The following is a 16241-nucleotide window of genomic DNA, read 5'->3' as shown; positions in this document are numbered from 1 at the left end:
TTGCTCAGGGGAATCGTGGGGAGCAATGCTTGGCGCGTGACACTCGTGGACTGTCACGAAGGGGGTCGCTTCGTGGGACGGCGCAACGCCGGTGGTTCGGGCGCGAGTACGGCCGCCGTGTTCGGCGAGGTGCTGCGGCACTTCCGTGAGGCCGCGGGGCTCACGCAGGAGGGCCTGGCGGCCCGCATCCCCTGCGACCGCTCGCATGTCGCCCGCGTGGAGGCGGGCTCGCGGGTACCGCAGGACACGTTCGCGAAGACGTGCGACGAGCTGCTGGGCGCGGGCGGGGTGCTGGGGCGGCTGTGGGGGCGGATCGACTGGTATCCGGAGGTGGAGCATCCGGATTGGTTCCGGCGCCGGGCCGAGATGGACGCGGTGGCCGTCGCTCTGCGGGAGTACCAAGAGCGGGTGGTGCCGGGGCTGTTGCAGACGGAGGCGTATGCGCGGGCGTTGTTCTCCCGCGTCGCGAGCGGCGAGGAGCTGGAGGAGCGCGTGCGGGCACGACTGAGCCGACAGCAACGCTTCATGGGCGACGAGCGCCCGTCCTACGTCGTCGTCCTGGACGAGAGCTGTCTTCGCAACGTGGTGGGCGGCCCGGAGGTGATGCGGGACCAGTGCGCGGCCCTCTTGAACCTCGGGCGTCGCCCCAACATCCGCATCCAGGTGGCGCCCGCAAGCTACCCGGAACTTCTGCGGCCCAACGTCTCGATGTCTCTGATCGAGCTACCCGGCGGGGAGCGTTGGGTGTATTCGGAGTCGCTGGAACGGGGTCATTTCACCAGTGATCCAGCCGTGTTCGCCCAGCAGAGCCACACCTATGATGTGCTCAGGGCGGACTCACTTTCGACTCGCCAGACGGCCGCCCTCATCGGTGACGCGATCGAAGGGTACGACCATCATGGGCAGCCACGAATCCGACGCAACGTTCTGGATCAAGAGCAGCTACAGCGGGGAAAACGGCGGCAACTGCGTCGAAGTGGCCCCCGGATTCCCCGGCGTCGTCCCCGTCCGCGACAGCAAGAACCCTGACGGCCCCGTCCTCCTCGTCGGCCGCGCCGCCTGGTCCGCATTCACCGGAGCGCACCTTCTCGTGCACCGGTGACAGGGGCCCAACTCGCGAGGACGTCGCCCTCATCGGCGACGCGATCGAAGGGTACGAAGACCATGGGCAGCCACGAACCCCACGCGATGTTCTGGATCAAGAGCAGCCACAGCGGCGCCAACGGCGGGGACTGCGTCGAAGTGGCCCCCGGCTTCCCCGGCGTCGTCCCCGTCCGCGACAGCAAGAACCCTGACGGCCCCGTCCTCCTGGTCGGCCGCGCCGCCTGGTCCGCATTCACCGGAGCCCGCTTCCTCGTGCGCCGGTGACACGGGCGCCTACCCTGAAAAAACCACTGGGAGAAAGAAACCCAGCCAAGCCCCACCCCACCCTCCCGCCCACGGCGTCGCCTCACTCGCCTGGGTGAACATCACCGGTTGGGCTGGCTTTCGGGGGCCCCAACTCCCTTACTCTCAGCGCATTAACCGCTGACATATGTCAGCCCCCGAGGGGACTCGGAATCCCCACGAGGGCCTGGCCAACGAGGAAGTCGAACCCTCTTCCTGATGGATACCCGCGACCCTAGCGTGCCCCCGCACGCCCCGTCCGCCCCCGGCGGCAAACACCCCCGATCAGGGGTCACGCACGAGCACGTGCGCCACACCACCAACTTCACCGTGGTCGGCAACCACCTCGCCCAGCACCCGCACCTGTCGCTGCTGGCGATCGGCCTGGGCCTGTACATCCAGTCGGTGCGCGTCGGCACTCCGGTGGACATCAGGAGCCTCACCGCCCGCTTCAAGGAGGGCGCGACCCGCATCGGCGCCGCCCTGAACGAGCTGGAGGAGTACGGCTACCTGCGCCGCGAACGGGAGCGCGTCCCGGACGGCCGCATCGTCACGCGCACGGTGTCGTGCAACGACCCGGCAAGCGCGGCCCGGCGCCGCACCTCCGGACGCCCGCACGCTCCCGCGCGGGCGGAACGCCCTCCGCGCCGCCCGCCTGCGGCGCCACGCCCGCTGCCCGCCGTACCGCAACCCGGCTGCAAGGCCCCCGCACTCCTGAAACAGGCCACCGACGTCCTCACCGGCCTGCGCCGCCACGACCGCCGCCTGCTGCTCTCGGCCTGCGACACGACCCACCTGGCCCCCGGCGTGGCCGCCTGGCTGGAACGCGAGGTCAGCCCCGCCGCCGTACGCGATGCCCTGACCACCGGCCTGCCCGCTGAGGGCGTACGCCGCCCGGCGGCCCTCCTGGCCCACCGTCTGACGGCCCAGCTGCCACCCCCACCGCCGGTGGGCCCCCGGACGACCGCCGCGCCACCCCCGGTCCGGCACCCCCTGCGCAACTGCGACCGCTGCGACCGCGGCTTCCGCGCCCCCGACCACGAACCCCACTGCCGCGACTGCCGCACGACAGCCGCCCACCACACCTGACCTAGAACGGAACCCCATGGTCAGCTCGTCTCACGAGGCGATGCACCGCATCTTCCAACACGACCCGGGACTCTTCAGCCGCGTCTCCCGCTTCCTGGGGGTCGACATCCCCAGACCCGTCGCGGCGACCACCCTGCCCACCGACCTCACCGAGGCGAGCCCCGTCGAACGCCGGGTCGACACCCTCCTGCGCTTCGAGACTGCCGACCAGGGACCCTTCCTGCTGGCCGTCGAGGCCCAGGGCAAGAAGGCCCCGGACAAGCCCGCGAGCTGGGCGTACTACGTCTCGTACCTATGGACGAAGTACCGCCTGCCCACCGCCCTGCTGGTCGTCTGCCAGGACTACGCGACGGCCAAGTGGGCCCAGCTACCAGTGACCTGCGGGCCCCCCGAGCTGCCGACGCTCACCCTGACGCCCCTAGTGGCCGGACCGCACAACATGCCGGTGATCACCGACCCGGAGGAGGCCCGTGCCGATCTCGTGCTGGCCAGTCTGGCGGCCATCACACACGCCGCCGAACCGGTCGTGAATGCGATACTGAAGGCCCTGTCCACAGCACTGAGGGACGCGCCGGAAGACGTCGTGGACCCCATCGTCGAATTCACCGCACACGGGCTGGGAAACCGCCCGGCCAAGCACCTCTGGAGGAACCTGGTGGCCGTGGACCTCTCCTTCTACAAGTCCTACATCTCCGAAGAGATCCGCGACGAGGGCCGCGCCCAGGCGGCTGCCGACGCCGTCCTGATCGTCCTGGAACAGCGAGGCCTCCCAGTCTCCGACGAAGTCCGCGGACGCATCACGGCGTACGGCGACCTCGAAGTCCTCCGCCGCTGGCTCACCCGGGCCGTCACCGCTTCCACCGCCGAGGCGATCTTCGACGACGAGTGACCGGGCCCCCGGGGGTCAGTCGCCCTTGGGGTCCTCGTCCTTGTCGCGGTCGCGGTCCTTCTCGTCGTCCTTGTCCAGCGACTTCAGGAAGTCCGGGTTGTCGTCCGGCGCGACCCACTGCCGCCGCCCACCGCCCTGCCACGGCGAGGAGCCGGCCGGCTGCCGCTTCTTGCCGGCGATGATCCAGGAGACCGAGCCGACCAGCGGGAAGAGCAGGACGAGGATCGCCCACAGCGGCTTGGGGATGTGCCGGACGTCCTCGTCCTTCGTGCTGATGCAGTCGATGAACGCGTAGACGCTCAGCGCCAGTGGGATCAGGAACATCAGCACCCGGAGCATGGGGCCTCTCCAGCTCAAGCGGTGGGCGGGGACGCGTCACGGCCCCCAGGTACAGGGCCAGGGTAGCGGCTCGGGGATACTGGACCCCATGGCTTACGACGATCTTCGCTCGCTGCTCCGGGCGCTGGAGCGCGAGGGCGACCTCAAGCGCATCAAGGCCGAGGTGGACCCGTACCTGGAAATCGGGGAGATCGTCGACCGGGTGAACAAGGCCGGCGGCCCCGCCCTGCTCTTCGAGAACGTGAAGGGCTCCGACATGCCCCTCGCGATGAACGTCTTCGGTACCGACCGGCGCCTGCTCAAGGCCCTCGGCCTGAAGTCGTACTCCGACATCTCGGACAAGATCGGCGGGCTGCTCCGCCCCGAGCTGCCGCAGGGCTTCGTCGGCATGCGCGAGGCCTTCGGCAAGCTCGGCACGATGACCCACGTGCCGCCGAAGAAGGTGAAGCCGGGCAGCGCCCCCGTCCAGGAGGTCGTCCTGACCGGCGACGACGTGGACCTCGACCGGCTCCCCGCCCTCTTCACCTGGCCCGACGACGGCGGCTCCTTCTTCAACCTGGGTCTGACCCACACCAAGGACCCCGAGACGGGCATCCGGAACCTCGGCCTCTACCGGCTCCAGCGCCACGACAAGCGCACCATCGGCATGCACTGGCAGATCCACAAGGACAGCCGCAACCACTACCAGGTGGCGGCGAGGAGGGGCGAGCGGCTGCCCGTCGCCATCGCCTTCGGCTGCCCGCCCGCCGTGACGTACGCCTCCACCGCCCCGCTCCCCGGCGACATCGACGAGTACCTCTTCGCCGGGTTCGTGCAGGGCAAGCGGATCGAGATGGTCGACTGCAAGACCGTGCCGCTCCAGGTCCCCGCCCAGGCCGAGGTCGTCATCGAGGGCTGGCTGGAGCCCGGCGAGATGCTCCCCGAGGGACCCTTCGGCGACCACACCGGCTTCTACACGCCGCAGGAGCCCTTCCCGGCCCTGAAGATCGACTGCGTGACGATGCGCAAGCGCCCGCTGCTCCAGTCGATCGTGGTCGGCCGCCCGCCGACCGAGGACGGTCCGCTGGGCCGGGCGACGGAACGCTTCTTCCTGCCCCTGCTGAAGATCATCGTCCCCGACATCGTGGACTACCACCTCCCCGAGGCCGGCGGCTTCCACAACTGCGCGATCGTCTCGATCGACAAGAAGTACCCCAAGCACGCCCAGAAGGTGATGCACGCCATCTGGGGCGCCCACATGATGTCCCTGACCAAGCTGATCGTCGTCGTCGACTCCGACTGCGACGTCCACGACCTGCACGAGGTCGCCTGGCGGGCGCTGGGCAACACCGACTACGCCCGTGACCTCACCGTCGTCGAGGGCCCGGTCGACCACCTCGACCACGCCTCCTACCAGCAGTTCTGGGGCGGCAAGGCGGGCATCGACGCGACGAGGAAACTGCCCGAGGAGGGGTACACGCGCGACGGGGGCTGGCCGGACATGGTGCTGTCCGACCCGGAGACGGCGGCGAAGGTCGACCGCCGCTGGAAGGAGTACGGACTGTGACCTCGGCTTCCGCCGCGCTGCCGCAGCAGCCGGGGCGCACCAAGGCGTTCCTGCGCCTGGTGATGATCGAACACTCGGTGTTCGCGCTGCCCTTCGCCTACATCGCCGCCCTGACCGCGATGTACCTGTGGGACGAGAACATCCACTGGGGCCGGCTGCTCCTGGTCACCGTCGCGATGGTGGGCCTGCGCACCTTCGCCATGGCGGTCAACCGGATCATCGACCGCGAGATCGACGCCCGCAACCCCCGCACCGCCCACCGCGAACTGGTCACCGGCGCCATGTCGGTCAAGCACGCCTGGACCGGCGCGCTGATCGCCCTCGTCGTCTTCCTGGGCGCCGCGGCCCTGCTCAACCCGCTCTGCCTCGCCCTCGCCCCCATCGCGGTGATCCCGATGGTGGTCTACCCCTACGGCAAGCGGTTCACGAACTTCCCGCAGGCCATCCTCGGCCTCGCCCAGGCCATGGGCCCCATCGGCGGCTGGCTGGCGATCAGCGGCGAGTGGTCCTGGGAGGCCGTCATCCTCGGCCTCGCGGTCGGCATCTGGATCGGCGGCTTCGACCTGATCTACGCCTGCCAGGACGTCGAGACCGACCGGCAGGTCGGCGTGAAGTCGGTCCCGGCCCGCTTCGGCATCCCGGCGGCCATCTGGGGCGCCCGCGCCTGCCACACCGTCACCACGGGCCTCTTCGTCTGGTACGCCCTCGCCACCGACGCCGGATTCTTCTTCTGGCTCGGCCTGTTGATCGTGGCGGGCGCCTTCGTCTATGAGCACACCATCGTGCGCCCGACCGACCTGACCCGCCTGAACAGGGCGTTCTTCTCGGTCAACGGCTTCATCGGGATCGCCCTGTTCGTGTGCGCGCTGCTGGACCTGCTCGTCCGGGGCCTCACCGTCTGAAAACCCTGAGCCTGCGACTAGGCTCGACACCATGAAGCCAGGACAGACGCAGCGCACGCCTTGGATCGTGGGGGTGTCAGGGGCATCCGGTACGCCGTACGCGGCGGCGGTGCTGCGGGCGCTGCTCGCCGCCGGCGAGAGCGTCGACCTGGTGGTCAGCCGGGCCTCGCGGCTCACCCTGCTCGACGAGACCGGCATCTCCTTCCGGGACGCCCACTGGGAGACCGACCTGCGGCAATGGCTCGCGCGCGGCGCCGACGGCAAGCCCGGGACCTTCGACGTGGACGACCTCTCCCGCGTACGGCACTGGAGCGCGGGCGACCTCGCGGCCGGGCCGTCATCGGGGTCGTACCCCGTCAAGGGCATGCTGATCGTGCCCGCCTCGACGGCCTGCGTCGCGGGCGTCGCGCTGGGACTGTCGAAGGACCTGCTCCAGCGGTCGGCGAGCGTGACCCTCAAGGAGCGCCGCAAGCTGGTCGTCGCCGTGCGGGAGACCCCGCTGGACGGCCGGACGCTGCGGCACCTGGTGACGCTGGACGACGCGGGCGCCGCCGTGGTGCCCGCCTCGCCCGCCTTCTACGCGGGGGCGACGCACATCCAGGACCTCGTGGACTTCGTCGCCGGCCGCGTCCTGGACGCGGCCGGGGTCCGGCACGACCTGTACCGCCGCTGGCGCGGCGACCTCGGCGGGGCACGCCCCACCACCTGAGCACCACCTCCCCCCACACGTTGTGACCCACATCTTCAGAACTCTTCAGTGGAAGGCTTCGATCGCATGGACGCGGTGGACAGGCAGCTCATCCAGGCCCTGAGGGAGAACGGCCGGGCCTCCTACGCGGAGCTGGGGCGCCTCGTCGGACTGTCGGGGCCCAGCGTCACCGACCGCATCAACCGGCTGGAGGCCGCCGGGGTCATCACCGGCTACCGGGCCACCGTGGACGCGGCCTCGCTCGGCCTCGGCGTCATCGCCCTGATCGGCATCTCCCTGTCCGACGCGGCCGACCACGAGGACGTGGCGCAGCGCCTGAAGGACCTGCGGGAGATCGAGGACTGCTGGTTCATCGCCGGCGACGACTCCTACATGCTCAAGGTGCGCGCCACCGACGTGGACGGCCTGGAGAGCATCATCAGGCGGCTGTCGGGGACCAAGGGCGTCTCCCGGACCCGTACCACCATCGTGCTCTCCACCAAGTGGGAGAACCGGGTGGGCGAGCTGCCCGAAGAGGTCTGACACCGGGGGCCGCAACCGGGGGCGTACGGTTTACGAGTCTGTCTCAGAAAGAGGTATCGCATGGACGCCGGGCTCAAGCGGGAGCTGGAGCAGAAGGTCCGCTCCGGGGAGCGGCTGACCCGCGAGGACGGCATCGCGCTGTACGAGTCGGACGATCTCGCCTGGCTCGGCGGCCTCGCGCACGAGGTGCGGACGCGCAAGAACGGCGACGTCGTCCACTTCAACGTCAACCGCCACCTCAACATGACCAACGTGTGCACCGCCTCCTGCGCGTACTGCTCCTTCCAGCGCAAGCCGGGGGAGAAGGACGCGTACACCATGCGCATCGAGGAGGCGGTGAAGCTCGCCAAGGCGATGGAGGGCGAGAACCTCACCGAGCTGCACATCGTCAACGGCCTGCACCCGAACCTGCCCTGGCGCTACTACCCGCGCTCGCTCAGGGAGCTGAAGGCCGCGCTGCCCGACGTCTCGCTGAAGGCGTTCACCGCCACCGAGATCCACCACTTCGAGACCATCTCCGGGATGTCCGCCTCCGACATCCTCGACGAGCTGATCGACGCCGGCCTGGAGTCCCTCACCGGCGGCGGCGCGGAGATCTTCGACTGGGAGGTCCGGCAGCACATCGTCGACCACCGCACCCACTGGGAGGACTGGTCGCGCATCCACCGCCTGGCGCACGAGAAGGGGCTCAAGACCCCGTGCACCATGCTGTACGGCCACATCGAGGAGCCCCGCCACCGCGTGGACCACGTGCTGCGCCTGCGTGAACTCCAGGACGAGACGGGCGGCTTCCAGGTCTTCATCCCGCTGCGCTACCAGCACGACTTCGTGGACATGAAGGACGGCAAGGTCCGCAACCGGCTCCAGGCGCGCACCCAGATGGCGACCGGCGCCGAGGCCCTCAAGACCTTCGCGGTCTCCCGGCTGCTCTTCGACAACGTCCCGCACGTCAAGGTCTTCTGGGTCATGCACGGCGTCCAGACCGCCCAGCTCGCCCTCCAGCACGGCGCCGACGACATGGACGGCTCGGTCGTCGAGTACAAGATCACCCATGACGCGGACGACTTCGGCACGCCGAACAAGCTGACCCGCGAGGACCTGCTCGACCTGATCCGGGACGCGGGGTTCCGGCCGGTGGAGCGCAACACCCGGTTCGAGATCATCCGGGAGTTCGACGGGCCGGACCCGGCGCGCCGCGAGGCGCCGCAGCCGATGCGGGTCTGAACGAGGGTCGTCCGGTCCCATCGCCGGCTGCAGGCCGGTGGGGGCTGGTCGCGCGGGTCCCGGCGCCACTTTCCGGGGCGTTCGGTGAACGTGCCCCGAAGGGGCGCGGGGAACTGCGCGACCAGCCACGGAGCCCCCGCACCCGGCCCCGGATGCCAACCGGTCACGGCGGTGGCCGTGGAGCATGTCCACCACCCGGAACGCGACGGCCCACGCACCGGGGTAATGGTTACCATGGCAGCGTGTCCCTTACCTTCACCTTCGACCCACCCGTCACCCCCGCGCTGCGCGACGGCGTGCTCGACCTGTGGACCGACGTCTCCAACGCGGGCGGCTCCGTGGGCTTCGTACCGCCGGTGACGCGGGAGGACATCCGCCCCGAGCTGGTCAAGCACCTGGTGGGCATGGCCGAGGGCCGCACCCGCCTGCTCGTCGGCCACGACGCGGAGGGGAAGGTCGCCGCCACCGCCTTCCTCGCCCTGAACACGCACCGGCTGATGACCCACTGGCTGTGGCTCTACACGGTGATGGTCCACCCCCGCCACCAGGGGCGGGGCTACGGCCGCGACCTGATGGCCGCCGCCGCGGACGCCGCCCGCACCGTCGACGGCATCGAGGCGATCCGCCTCACCTGCCGGGGCGGACTCGGCCTGGAGCGGTTCTACGCGTCCTGCGGCTACAAGGAGGTCGGCCGGGTGCCCGGCGCGATCCGGGTGGCGCCCGGCGACGACCGGGACGACGTCTTCCTGCTGCTGCCGCTGGCCTGACCGGGCCTCCCGGCCGGACCCCACCCCGCTGCAAGATCGGCACCCCGGCATGTTTCACTGGACGTGCCTGTTTGTGCCGGAAACGGAAGAGTGGATTGAGATGCTCCGCTACACGCTGATGCGCCTCGGGATCTTCGTGGGCTGCCTCGTGGTCGTCTGGGGGCTCGTCTACGCAGGCGTCTTCCCGCGCGGCCTCGGCGAGTCCAACGGCATGTGGATCCTCCTGCTCTCCCTGCTGATCTCGGCCCCCATCAGCTACGTCGTGCTGCGCAAGGAGCGCGACCGGGCCTCGGTCCAGGTCGCCGGCCGCGTGGACCGGATGAAGGCCAACCTCGACGCCAACCGCGGCATGGAGGACGTCGCCGACGACTCCTCCCGCACCCGGAGCCAGGCCTCGTAACGCACCTCACAGACCCGCACGCCCCGGTTTCCGAAATCCCAGGAAACCGGGGCGATCTGCGTTTTACGGGCACAGGACCCGCGTCGCCTGTCAAAGTGAGGCTTTGGGGGTCTCAAAGCACAGGTGTTAAAGTCGTGTGCATGAAGCACGCAGCCGCGCCCCACACACCCCCGAGCCTCGGGCTCGTGGCGCGCCTGCACGTGGACCTCTGTCGGTGCGCGTCCGCGAACTGTCGCCCCTGACGTTCCCCCTCATCCCGTCGTTCTCCACGTCAGCACTGCGCGTCCGTCCCCGCGTCCCGTCCCCTTACGGAGTCCGTCCGTGTCCTCCCTCACGAAGTCTTCCGACGAGAAGACCTCCAAGTCACCCAAGCTGCCCTTCAAGGTGCCGTTCTGGGCCCAGATCATCGGCGGTCTGGTCCTCGGTGTCCTGCTGGGCTGGCTGGCCCGCAGCCAGGACATATCGTGGCTGGTCACCACCCTGGAGAAGGTCGGCGACATCTTCATCGGCCTGCTGAAGCTGGCCGTCGCCCCGCTCGTCTTCTTCGCGATCCTGGTGTCCATCACCAACCTGCGGAAGGTCAACAACGCGGCCCGCCTGGCGTCCCGCACCCTCCTCTGGTTCATGATCACGTCGCTGATCGCGGTGGCCATCGGCCTCGTCATCGGCCTGGTCACCAACCCGGGCGCCGGCACCGGCCTCACCCCGGCCGACGGCGCGAAGCCCGAGAACACCGGCTCCTGGATCGACTTCCTGACCGGCATCGTGCCGAACGACGTCATCACGCCGTTCACCGAGCTGAACGTGCTCCAGATCGTCTTCATGGCCGCCGTCGCCGGCATCGCCGCCCTCCAGCTCGGCGAGAAGGCCCAGCCGATCCTCAACCTGAGCGAGTCGATCCTCGAACTCCTCCAGAAGGCCCTGTGGTGGGTCATCCGCCTGGCCCCGCTCGGCACCGTCGGCCTGATCGGCCACGCCATCGCCACCTACGGCTGGGACCTGATCGGCAAGTACGCCACCTTCACCGCCGACATCTACGTCGGCTGCGCGATCGTGCTGTTCGGCGTCTACCCGGCGCTGCTCGCCACCGTCGCCAAGGTCAACCCGATCCAGTTCTTCAAGGGCGCCTGGCCCGCGATCCAGCTGGCCTTCGTCTCCCGCTCCTCGGTCGGCACCATGCCGCTCACCCAGCGGGTCACCGAGCGCCTCGGCGTCCCGAAGGAGTACGCCTCCTTCGCCGTGCCCTTCGGCGCGACCACCAAGATGGACGGCTGCGCCGCGATCTACCCGGCGATCGCCGCGATCTTCGTCGCGCAGATCTTCGACATCCAGCTCGGCGTCGGCGACTACCTGCTCATCGCCTTCGTCTCGGTGGTCGGCTCCGCCGCCACGGCCGGCCTCACCGGCGCCACGGTCATGCTGACCCTGACCCTCTCCACGCTGGGCCTGCCCATGGAGGGCGTCGGCCTGCTCCTCGCCATCGACCCGATCCTGGACATGATGCGCACGGCGACGAACGTGGCCGGGCAGGCGCTGGTCCCGGTCCTGGTCTCGGCGCGTGAGGGCATCCTCGACCGCAAGGCCTACGACGAGGCGCACAGCTCCCCGATCGACGAGCCGGAGCCCGAGCCGCGCAAGCAGGTCTCGGAGCCGGTCCCGGCCGCCGTCTGAGGGCACTTCGGACCACCACGACGCCCCGCGCCGGGACACCGGCGCGGGGCGTTTGCGCGTGTCCGCCGGGGAGGGGCGGTCCGCCCCGGGCGGGCGCGCGAGCCGGCCGTCCCCGGCGCGCGGTCCTGATCGGCGCCGTGCGGACCGTACGCTGATGCGCATGGGTGCTTCGAAGACCAAGCGGATGCCGCGCGCGGTGCGCGAGCAGCAGATGCTGGACGCCGCCGTGCGCATCTTCGGGCAGCGGGGCTACATGGCGGCGTCGATGGACGAGATCGCCGAACTGGCGGGCGTCTCCAAGCCGCTGGTGTACCTGTACCTGAACTCGAAGGACGACCTCTTCACCGCCTGCATCCGCCGCGAGGCCCGCGCCCTCACCGAGGCGGTGCGGGCCGGTGTGCTGCCGGGGCTGTCCGCCGACGGGCAACTCTGGTCGGGGCTGCGGGCGTTCTTCGACCACACCGCGCGCCACCCGGACGCCTGGCGGGTGCTGCACCTGCACGCCCGCACCCACGGGGAGCGGTTCGCGGCCGAGGTGGCGGTGATGCGCGCGGAGATCGTCGCCTTCGTGACGCAGCTGATCGCCGCCGCGGCCCGGGACGCGCACCGGGACCCGCACCTGCCCGAGGGCGAGGTCGCCGGGCTGGCCGAGGCGCTGGTCGGTGCCGCCGAGGCGCTCGCGGACTGGGCGAGCGCCACCGAGGGCGTCACCGCGAAGCAGGCGGCGGCGACCCTGATGAACTTCGCCTGGGCGGGCCTGGGCGACCTGATGGCGGGCCGGCCCTGGTCGGCGCCGGAGGAGCCGGACGCCGACCCGGTGGTCCAGGCTCAGGCGGCCCCGGTCCGGGCCGGATAGGGCCCGACCTCGCCCGACAGGTGCAGCCGGTCGCCGGCGCCGCGCAGCTCGAAGCGCCCGCCCTCGGCCCCGTACCGCACCGTCCCCGGCAGCAGCACCGGTGCGCGGAACTCGGCCCGCACCACGGCCGCGTCCGGTGTCCCGTGCTCCGCGAGGCACCGGGCCACGGTCCACATGCCGTGGGCGATGGCCCGGGGGAAGCCGAAGAGGCGGGCGGTGAGGGGGTGCAGGTGGATCGGGTTGCGGTCGCCGGACGCGGCACCGTAGCGCCGTCCGACGTCATGGGCGAGACGCCACTCGGCGCGGGTGGGCAGGGGCGGCGCGGGGGGTGCGGCGGGGGTGTGCCCGGGGCGCCCGGCCGCGGGAGGGAGCGCGGGCGTGCGGTGGCGGGCCAGGTAGGTGCTGCGCGACTCCCAGACCAGGTCGGCGCCCTCCCGCAGCCGGGTCACCACGGACGCCTCGGTACCGCGCCGGTGCGGGGCGAGACCCTCGACGTGGACGGACAACTCGTAGGCGGCCGTCGCGGTCAGGACGGTGTGCCGGGTGATGTCGATCGAGGTGTGGACGAGCCCGAGCAGCGGCAGCGGGAAGCGCCGGGCGCTCATCAGCCGCATGACGGCGGGGAAGCCCAGCACGTGCGGGTAGGTCACCGGCAGCGCGTCCGCCCCGGTCGCGAACCCGCAGGCCCGCTCGTAGGCGGCCAGGCGCGCGAGGTCGACGCGCAGGCCGGGCAGGACCAGCCGGGTGCGGGGGAAGCCGGCGTCCGCGCGGGGCCGCTTGAGCGGGGACAGCAGCGCGCCGCGCGCGAGGAGCGGCGCGAGGGCGGGCGGGCCGCTCAGGGTGGTGACGGGGGAAGGGGAGCCTGCGGCGGGGGGAGGGGGGCCTGCGGCGGGGGCAGCGGAGCCTGCGGCGGGGGCAGCGGAGCCTTCGGCGGGGGGAGGGGAGCCTTCGGCGGGGGGAGGGGAGCCTTCGGCGGGGGCAGCGGAGTCTGCGGCAGGGGAGGGGGAGCCCTCGGCGGCGGAGTCGGGGGAGGCGGCGGAGCCCTCGGTGGGGGAGGCGGAGTCCATCACGCCCCCAGCAGGCTCTGGCCGCAGACCCGGACGACCTGGCCGTTGACCGCGCCGGAGGCGGGGTGGGCGAGCCAGGCGGTGGTGCGGGCGACGTCGACCGGGAGACCGCCCTGGGCGAGGGAGTTCATGCGGCGGCCGGCCTCCCGGATGAGCAGGGGGACCGCCGCGGTCATCTTCGTCTCGATGAAGCCCGGCGCGACCGCGTTCACCGTCACCCCGTGCTCGGCGAGCGCGCGCGGCGCCAGCGAGCGGACCAGGCCGGCGATCCCGGCCTTGCTCGCGCCGTAGTTGGTCTGGCCGGCGTTGCCCGCGAGCCCGGCGATGGAGGCGGTCGCCACGATCCGGCCGCCCCGGTGGACCGCGCCCGCGGCCAGCAGCGCGTCCGTGGTGCGCAGGACGCTCGCGAGATTGACGTCGAGGACGGAACTCCAGCGGTCGGCGCCCATGTTGACCAGTCGCCGGTCGCGGGTGATGCCCGCGTTGTGGATCAGTATGTCGAGTCCGCCGGGCAGGGCCGCGGCGATGCGCTCGCCCGCGTCGGCGGCGGTGATGTCCAGGGCGAGAGGGGTGCCGCCGAGGCGCTCGGCGAGCCCGCGCGCCTCCCGCTCCGCCTGCGGCACGTCGAGGACGACGACGTGGGCGCCCTGCTCGACCAGCGTCTCCGCGACGGCGGCGCCGATGCCGCGGGCGGCGCCCGTGACCAGGGCGGTGCGTCCGGCGAGGGGGCGGTCCCAGTCCTCCGGGGCGCTGACGGCGGCGCCGGCGGGGGCGACCTCGATCACCTGGCCGCTGACGTAGGCGGAGGCGGCGGAGAGGAGGAAGCGGAGGGTGGACTCGGCGGCGGAGGCGTCGGTGAGCCGGACCAGGTTGACCGTCCGGCCCCGCCCGATCTCCTTGCCGAGCGAGCGGGTGAAGCCCTCCAACGCCTGCTGGGCGGCGGCCTGGTGGTGGTCGTCGGGGTCGAGCGGGGCACCGAGGACGACGATCCGGCCGCTCGCGGCGACGGACCCCACGACGGGGTGCAGGGCGGTGTGCACCCCGGCGAGCGCGTCGACGTCCCGCACGCCGGTGGCGTCGAGGACGACGGCGGTCGGGTGGCCGTCCTCGCCGGCGGCGAGACCGGTGCGGGCCAGCACGGGGGCGAGGTCCAGGTCGGTCTTGCCGGCCGTGAGGTGCAGCAGGCCGCCCGCCAGCGCGTCCCGCCGGAGCGGTGCGGGCCGTGGGAGGCCGAGGCGCCGGGTGAGGAAGCGGCCGGGCGCGGTGCCGGTGAAGCTGAGATAGCGGTCGGCCATGTCCTGTCTCCCCAACGGCTGTGCGGCGTGTGCCGACTTTGCTTACTCTGGAGTAAGGTTACCGGAGGTAAGCCTATGTCACGGGTGAGGAGCAGGTCGAGATGAGCCCCCTGGAACCGCCCCGGACGCGCCGCGTCGCGATCATCGGCGGCACACGTGTCCCCTTCGCCCGCTCCGACGGCCCCTACGCCACCGCCTCCAACCAGGAGATGCTCACCGCGGCCCTCGACGGCCTGGTCGAGCGCTACGGCCTCCAGGACCCGGGCGCGGTCGGCGAGTTCGTCGCGGGCGCGGTCCTCAAGCACAGCCGCGACTTCAACCTGGCCCGCGAGACGGTCCTCGGCTCGGCGCTGGACCCGCGCACCCCGGCCTACGACGTCCAGCAGGCCTGCGGCACGGGACTCCAGGCCGTGATCGCCGCCGCCAACAAGATCGCCCTCGGCCAGACCGAGTCGGCGGTCGCGGGCGGCGCCGACACGGCGAGCGACGCACCGCTCGGCGTCAACGACCGCCTGCGCCGCATCCTGTTGGAGGCGCGCCGGGCGAAGTCGCTCGGCGGCCGGGCGAAGGCGCTGGCGAGGATCCGCCCGGGCCACCTGGTCCCGGACATCCCGCGCAACGCGGAGCCGCGCACCGGCCTGTCGATGGGCGAGCACGCCGCGGTGACCGCCCGGGCCTGGGGCGTGACCCGCGAGGCGCAGGACGAACTGGCGGCGACGAGCCACCAGCGGCTGGCGGCGGCGTACGAACGCGGGTTCTTCCAGGACCTGGTGGTCCCCTTCCGGGGCCTGGCCCGCGACCAGAACCTGCGCCCCGGCTCGACCGTGGAGAAACTCGCCGCGCTGAAGCCGGTGTTCGGCCTCTCCGGTGACCGCCCCACGATGACGGCGGGCAACTCCACGCCCCTGACGGACGGCGCGGCGACGGTCCTGCTGGCGAGCGAGGAGTGGGCGCGGGCCCGCGGGCTGGAGCCGCTGGCGTACCTCACGGCGTACGAGACGGCGGCCGTGGACTTCGTCGGCGGCGATGTCGCGGGCGGCGAGGACGGCCTGCTGATGGCCCCGGCGTACGCGGTCCCGCGGATGCTGGAGCGGGCCGGGCTCGGCATCGAGGACTTCGATCTGGTCGAGATCCACGAGGCGTTCGCGTCCCAGGTGCTGGCCACGCTGGCGGCCTGGGAGAAGCGGGGCCTGGCCCCGGTGGACCGGGCCCGCCTGAACGTGGCCGGTTCCTCGCTGGCGACCGGCCACCCCTTCGCGGCGACGGGGGCCCGCGTCGTGGCGACGCTGGCCGCGCTGCTCGCCGAGCGGGAGGGGCCCGGACGCGGGCTGATCTCCGTCTGCGCGGCCGGTGGCCAGGGGGTGACGGCCATACTGGAACGAACGTGACTTACTGGCAGGTAACCCCCGACACTGCACACCTCCGGCGCGGGACCATCCCCGAACCCGCACCAACTTTCCACGAGTGCCCCGTACGATCCCCGAACTGACCGCCGGTAACCCCGGGTCCCGGGGGCGGCGATGAACGCCTCGGCGCGCGAGGCGCGTACCTCACGCAGCAGAGCACTGCCGGCCGCGCA

At 71.7% G+C, this 16241-nt stretch carries 18 protein-coding genes; 15 read left to right on the top strand and 3 right to left on the bottom strand.

Features of this window, described 5'->3' with window-relative positions:
- Positions 1 to 72: 72 nt before the first annotated feature.
- The 5 genes from ACGF5T_RS30050 to ACGF5T_RS30030 all read left to right on the top strand — a co-directional run bounded on the left by ACGF5T_RS30050 (position 73) and on the right by ACGF5T_RS30030 (position 3364).
- Complete coding sequence (locus tag ACGF5T_RS30050; RefSeq protein ID WP_366768927.1) at positions 73 to 1029, top strand: helix-turn-helix transcriptional regulator; 957 nt, start codon at positions 73 to 75, stop codon at positions 1027 to 1029.
- Positions 977 to 1102 carry a DUF397 domain-containing protein gene (locus ACGF5T_RS30045; protein WP_366768928.1) on the top strand — a complete coding sequence of 42 codons (126 nt, stop codon included), beginning with the start codon at positions 977 to 979 and terminating at the stop codon, positions 1100 to 1102. Before ACGF5T_RS30050 ends, ACGF5T_RS30045 begins: the two co-directional genes overlap by 53 nt.
- 62 nt (positions 1103 to 1164) lie before the next feature.
- On the top strand, positions 1165 to 1368 hold the full coding sequence (locus tag ACGF5T_RS30040) for a DUF397 domain-containing protein (protein WP_366768929.1): 204 nt from the start codon (positions 1165 to 1167) through the stop codon (positions 1366 to 1368).
- 237 nt (positions 1369 to 1605) lie between these two features.
- On the top strand, positions 1606 to 2475 hold the full coding sequence (locus tag ACGF5T_RS30035; RefSeq protein WP_366768930.1) for a helix-turn-helix domain-containing protein: 870 nt from the start codon (positions 1606 to 1608) through the stop codon (positions 2473 to 2475).
- A 16-nt stretch (positions 2476 to 2491) separates the two neighbouring features.
- On the top strand, positions 2492 to 3364 hold the full coding sequence (locus tag ACGF5T_RS30030; RefSeq protein WP_366768932.1) for a hypothetical protein: 873 nt from the start codon (positions 2492 to 2494) through the stop codon (positions 3362 to 3364).
- Between the two features lie 15 nt (positions 3365 to 3379).
- Here the strand turns inward: ACGF5T_RS30030 and ACGF5T_RS30025 are convergent, their stop codons facing one another.
- The gene (locus ACGF5T_RS30025) at positions 3380 to 3703 is read right to left on the bottom strand and encodes a PLD nuclease N-terminal domain-containing protein (protein ID WP_356609326.1); all 324 of its coding nucleotides are present in this window, start codon (positions 3701 to 3703) and stop codon (positions 3380 to 3382) included.
- Positions 3704 to 3791: 88 nt separating this feature from the next.
- Here ACGF5T_RS30025 and ACGF5T_RS30020 point away from each other — a divergent pair, with 88 nt between their 5' ends.
- The 9 genes from ACGF5T_RS30020 (at position 3792) to ACGF5T_RS29980 (ending at position 12300) form a co-directional block, all read left to right on the top strand.
- Positions 3792 to 5249, top strand: a complete 1458-nt coding sequence (locus tag ACGF5T_RS30020; RefSeq protein ID WP_356609324.1) for a menaquinone biosynthesis decarboxylase — start codon at positions 3792 to 3794, stop codon at positions 5247 to 5249.
- Positions 5246 to 6151, top strand: coding sequence for a menaquinone biosynthesis prenyltransferase MqnP (gene mqnP, locus ACGF5T_RS30015; protein WP_356609322.1), 906 nt, complete (start codon positions 5246 to 5248; stop codon positions 6149 to 6151). Before ACGF5T_RS30020 ends, mqnP begins: the two co-directional genes overlap by 4 nt.
- A 31-nt stretch (positions 6152 to 6182) precedes the next feature.
- Positions 6183 to 6860, top strand: a complete 678-nt coding sequence (locus ACGF5T_RS30010) for a UbiX family flavin prenyltransferase (RefSeq protein ID WP_361014091.1) — start codon at positions 6183 to 6185, stop codon at positions 6858 to 6860.
- A gap of 66 nt (positions 6861 to 6926) precedes the next feature.
- Positions 6927 to 7382 carry an Lrp/AsnC family transcriptional regulator gene (locus ACGF5T_RS30005; RefSeq protein WP_219184458.1) on the top strand — a complete coding sequence of 152 codons (456 nt, stop codon included), beginning with the start codon at positions 6927 to 6929 and terminating at the stop codon, positions 7380 to 7382.
- 60 nt (positions 7383 to 7442) lie between these two features.
- Complete coding sequence (gene mqnE / locus ACGF5T_RS30000) at positions 7443 to 8606, top strand: aminofutalosine synthase MqnE (protein WP_392889823.1); 1164 nt, start codon at positions 7443 to 7445, stop codon at positions 8604 to 8606.
- A gap of 242 nt (positions 8607 to 8848) precedes the next feature.
- Positions 8849 to 9373 carry a GNAT family N-acetyltransferase gene (locus tag ACGF5T_RS29995; RefSeq protein WP_366768451.1) on the top strand — a complete coding sequence of 175 codons (525 nt, stop codon included), beginning with the start codon at positions 8849 to 8851 and terminating at the stop codon, positions 9371 to 9373.
- A gap of 100 nt (positions 9374 to 9473) precedes the next feature.
- Positions 9474 to 9773 (top strand): DUF4229 domain-containing protein, encoded by a 300-nt coding sequence (locus ACGF5T_RS29990; protein ID WP_356609313.1) that lies wholly within the window; start codon positions 9474 to 9476, stop codon positions 9771 to 9773.
- Positions 9774 to 10094: 321 nt separating this feature from the next.
- Complete coding sequence (locus ACGF5T_RS29985; RefSeq protein ID WP_366768452.1) at positions 10095 to 11444, top strand: dicarboxylate/amino acid:cation symporter; 1350 nt, start codon at positions 10095 to 10097, stop codon at positions 11442 to 11444.
- Between the two features lie 160 nt (positions 11445 to 11604).
- A complete protein-coding gene (locus ACGF5T_RS29980) occupies positions 11605 to 12300 on the top strand; it encodes a TetR/AcrR family transcriptional regulator (protein WP_356609309.1) in 696 nt (231 codons plus the stop codon).
- Here the strand turns inward: ACGF5T_RS29980 and ACGF5T_RS29975 are convergent.
- Positions 12273 to 13367: a MaoC/PaaZ C-terminal domain-containing protein gene (locus ACGF5T_RS29975; RefSeq protein ID WP_366768453.1), complete on the bottom strand. Its 1095-nt coding sequence runs from the start codon at positions 13365 to 13367 to the stop codon at positions 12273 to 12275. The two genes, ACGF5T_RS29980 and ACGF5T_RS29975, sit on opposite strands and share 28 nt — an antisense overlap.
- Positions 13367 to 14662: a 3-oxoacyl-ACP reductase gene (locus ACGF5T_RS29970; RefSeq protein WP_366768454.1), complete on the bottom strand. Its 1296-nt coding sequence runs from the start codon at positions 14660 to 14662 to the stop codon at positions 13367 to 13369. The genes ACGF5T_RS29975 and ACGF5T_RS29970 overlap by 1 nt, the downstream gene beginning before the upstream one ends.
- Positions 14663 to 14763: 101 nt before the next feature.
- Between ACGF5T_RS29970 and ACGF5T_RS29965 the strand changes: the two genes are divergently transcribed.
- Entirely contained in the window at positions 14764 to 16050 is a 1287-nt protein-coding gene (locus tag ACGF5T_RS29965) for an acetyl-CoA C-acetyltransferase (protein WP_356609303.1), read from the top strand.
- The last annotated feature ends 191 nt before the right edge of the window (positions 16051 to 16241 follow it).

The sequence above is a fragment of the Streptomyces sp. NPDC047853 genome (assembly GCF_043204535.1).
Classification (GTDB): Bacteria; Actinomycetota; Actinomycetes; order Streptomycetales; family Streptomycetaceae; genus Streptomyces.
This window is presented reverse-complemented; position numbering and strand designations above follow the sequence as displayed.